This is a genomic window from Okeania sp. SIO3B5 (assembly GCF_010692555.1).
GTDB lineage: Bacteria > Cyanobacteriota > Cyanobacteriia > Cyanobacteriales > Microcoleaceae > Okeania.
Genome location: NZ_JAAHHG010000738.1, coordinates 1 through 3,776, shown reverse-complemented (window position 1 = coordinate 3,776; position 3,776 = coordinate 1). Strand labels below are relative to the sequence as shown.

Sequence of the window (3,776 nt, the reverse complement as noted above, 5' to 3'; positions counted from 1 at the left end):
GCGGAGCTTATCCGTTAGGATAAACCCAACATTAGTAAGGTTTTGTTGGGTTTCCCTTCGGGCACTGCCGTACCGCTACTTGGTGTGCAAGCTACAACCCAACCTACATTTTTAGGCGTGTCAGTCCACTACTAATAGCTACCAATAGCGCTCATCCGTAAGTCCTAATAAATATAATTTCCGATCCAAGAGACTGCACTTTCTACATCAGTTACCTTTTTTCCATCAGGAAGAGGAGGTCTTTGAATCATTACCACTGGAATACCTAATTCCCGTGCCGCAATAATTTTGGGGTATGTAGCATCGCCACCACTATTTTTACTAACGATCGCCTCAATATTATATTTCTCTAAAAGCGATCGCTCTTCTAATAAGGAAAAAGGTCCGCGTTTAGTCAATAGTTTTCCTGGGGGTATTGAGGCATTTAGTTGAGGTGGATCTACCGTCCGCATTAAAAACCAGAGGTTGTGGAGATGAGCATAACTTGCTAACTCTTGACGACCGATGCTTAGAAATATTCGTTGAGCTAATTTTGGTAAAATTTCGATAACAGTTTCGTTATTTTCAACTTCCACCCAGCGATCGCCTTCTGTTTTTTCCCATGGTGGGGAGATGAACATCAAATGAGGAATATTCAATTCTGAAGTAGCGATCGCTGCATTCCAAGAAATTTGAACGGCAAAAGGATGAGTTGCGTCAATTAGCAAATCTATTTTTTGCACCCGTAGATATTCTGTTAACCCTGGTACACCACCAAAACTCCCTATTCTTGTATGGGTAGATTTGATCGAAGGTTGACGAGTGCGGCCAGCTAGAGAATTGATTACCTCTAACCCTGGTATTTTAGTAGCTAAAGCTGCCAGTTTCCATCCATTTCCAGTGCCTCCCAAAATCAGCACTCGTTTTTGTTTTGTCATGTTAGATCGTGTCCGGTTGAATACTTACACTTTGGAGGAGGTAAGGCAGAAGGCAGAAGGCAGGAGGCAGAAGGAAGGAAAGAAGAGGTTAGAAGGGAAAAGGTTTTTTGTCACTAATTAGGGCTTGCTGAATAAATCTCAAAGCATTTACAGGTAAAGGTTTTAGATTTTTAGGTCTTGAAAAAGTACCTGGTTTTCAGCTCTTCATCCTCAAAAAGGAGCGTATTTTGAGCGAGAGTTGGGCCAAAAAATTCTCCCCTACTCCCCTACTCCCCCGCTCCCCTACTCCCCCGCTCCCCTACTCCCCAGCTCCCTCGCTCCCCTACTCCCTACTCCCTAAAATCAACAATTGGCAATTCGATCGCAAATTCTGTACCCTGACCAACTACGGAATTACAGTAAAATTTTCCCTGGTGTTTTTCAACTATAATTTGATAACTTAAAGATAATCCTAAACCCGTGCCTTTACCTACAGGTTTTGTTGTATAAAACGGGTCAAATATTCGGTTTTTCACTTCTTCTGGTATTCCCATTCCATTATCAGTAATATGGATAGCTATCCAATCTTTATTGATAACTTTAGTCTGAATTTTAATATAGGGTTGAATACTGCAAGATTGAGAATTTGATTGTTCCCAAGACATTTCTAAAGCATCAATACCATTAGCTATAATATTAAGAAAAACTTGATTTACTTGACCTGCCCAACATCTGACTAACGGCAAATTACCATATTCTTTAATAATATTAATTTTGGGAAATCCCGCCTTGGGCTTGAGGCGACTTTGCAAAATTAGTAAAGTACTATCAATACCTTCGTGAATATCAACTTGTTTTTGCGGAGATTCATCGTGACGGGAAAATTTTCGGAGGGATAAAACTATTTCTTTAATCCTTTTAGAACCTTCTTCCATGGAACCAAGCAAATGGGGAAAGTCTTCTTGGATAAATTCCAGGTCTATCTCCTCTTTGTTTTCTGTAATTTCATCTCCTGGTTCTGGATAATATTGATGATAAAGGTTGAGTAAATCTAATAATTGTTCAGCATAATTTCTAGCAGGTTCAATATTGCCGTAGATAAAGCTCACAGGGTTATTTATTTCATGGGCAACTCCGGCAACTAACTGACCTAAACTCACCATTTTTTCATTATGAATTAATTGGGCTTGGGTTTCTTTTAATTTTTGAAGAGTTTGTTCAAGAGCGATATTTTTTTTTGTTAACTCTTGGGTTCTTTCCTCAACTTTTGTTTCTAAAACGTGACTGTAATCAGATAGTTGCTGATATGAACTTTTTAACTGTTGAATCATTTGATTAAAAGTTTGAGCAAGGAAACCAATTTCATTTTTAGTTATTACTGGCACTTTTTGGGTTAGATCCCCTGCACTTACTAATTTAGCTGTCTGAGCGATCGCTAAAATTGGTCGTACAATTTGACGGCCTAATAACAACATAGCTATTGCCATGATTAAAGCTAATGTCAAACCTATTACCAAAATTGAACTAGCAAGATGACGAGCAGGTGCAAATGCTTCTGTTTGTTCTATTTCTGCTAATAATGCTAAGTCTTGATATTCGAGCCACCGATAAACACCAATAACTGGTACTCCTCTATAATTTATATACAACCCTTGGCCATTCTTGCCATTAATAGCATTATTAATACCTTGACTATTAATACTATCAGGAAATTCCTCTGAACCAAATTTTTGGGCTGAAACAAATACATTTCTCCTCGACAAACTACTACCAATATTTCCTACTAAATAAGTTTCGGCTGTTTTTCCTAAACCTGCTTGCTCGCGAATAATACTATCAATTCTGTCTAAGTTAAGATGGGCAGCAAACATTCCTAGCTGCTTACCATTTTCACTGAGAATAGGGATAGCAAAGGTAATCATAGGTTTACCTGTTTCAGCAGAGCGGTAAAAGTTGGAAATCAAATAATCTGTGGTAGATTTTGTTACTTCGCTATATTGAACTAAAGGTTGATATTTGCCTACTTTATTAGAATTACTGGAAACTAAAATTCTGCTACTTCTGGTTAAAATAAAAATTTCTTGTAAGCTACTAAGATTAGTAGCAAAAGATGTTAAAGAAGTTTTTAGATAAGCTTGAGATGATTCATATTCTGGAGTAGATTTTTTGCTTGTTAGTAGAATTTTTGCTTGGTTATTAATTTCTGGTAATTCGGCGATCGCTAAGATCTTTTGACGTCGATCTAATATCCAACGATTAAGTTCATTTTCTTTAAGTTTGGCAGCAAAACTAAGACGCTCGAAAAGGGATTCTTTTAAAGATGTTCGTGCTTGACTAAATGTTGTATACCCAACAATTGATATTGTTATCAACGACAATATTAAAAAAGAGCCCACAATCTCAATTAGGAGGCTTTTTTTCCAGAAATACATGACTTAATATCCTCATTTTTGACTTTGCCATATTATCTTTATTGCCGAGTTTCCCACTGAGAAAATATTTCTGTAATTTGTTTAATGGCTATATCTGTTGCTTCAGTTGGCGATAAACCTTCTATTAAAATTTGTCGCATTGCCTTACCCCAAATATTTTCTGAATGTACTTGAGAATAAGCAGGATTAATTGAATTCTTAAATAAACGAGTTTTACTTGCAGTCAATTGTTGAGATGCTTCACAAATATGAGGATCTTTTGTCTCACTCCAAAATGGGTCTTCCCAAAGTTGAGGCATAATTGGAAAATAGCGACCTCTGGCACCTTTAATATAAGCTCCTAAATTATCTGGTTTTATTAAATATGATAAAAATTCTTTTGCCAATTTGGGATGAGTAGAAGATGTAAAAATTACAGGTTGTTTGATAGATACTAAAGATGTAGGTT

Annotated in this window: 2 protein-coding genes and 1 pseudogene; all 3 read right to left on the bottom strand. The window is 36.9% G+C overall.

The genetic code is table 11. The annotated features are described in order from the left end of the window. Positions 1–164 precede the first annotated feature (164 nt). Complete coding sequence (locus F6K54_RS41725) at positions 165–917, bottom strand: cobalt-precorrin-6A reductase (RefSeq protein WP_293090373.1); 753 nt, start codon at positions 915–917, stop codon at positions 165–167. Positions 918–1,246: 329 nt separating this feature from the next. Beyond that, entirely contained in the window at positions 1,247–3,268 is a 2,022-nt protein-coding gene (locus F6K54_RS41720; protein ID WP_293090372.1) for an ATP-binding protein, read from the bottom strand. 98 nt (positions 3,269–3,366) lie between these two features. Beyond that, positions 3,367–3,776 (bottom strand): annotated as a pseudogene (locus tag F6K54_RS41715) (extracellular solute-binding protein); the annotation flags it as partial.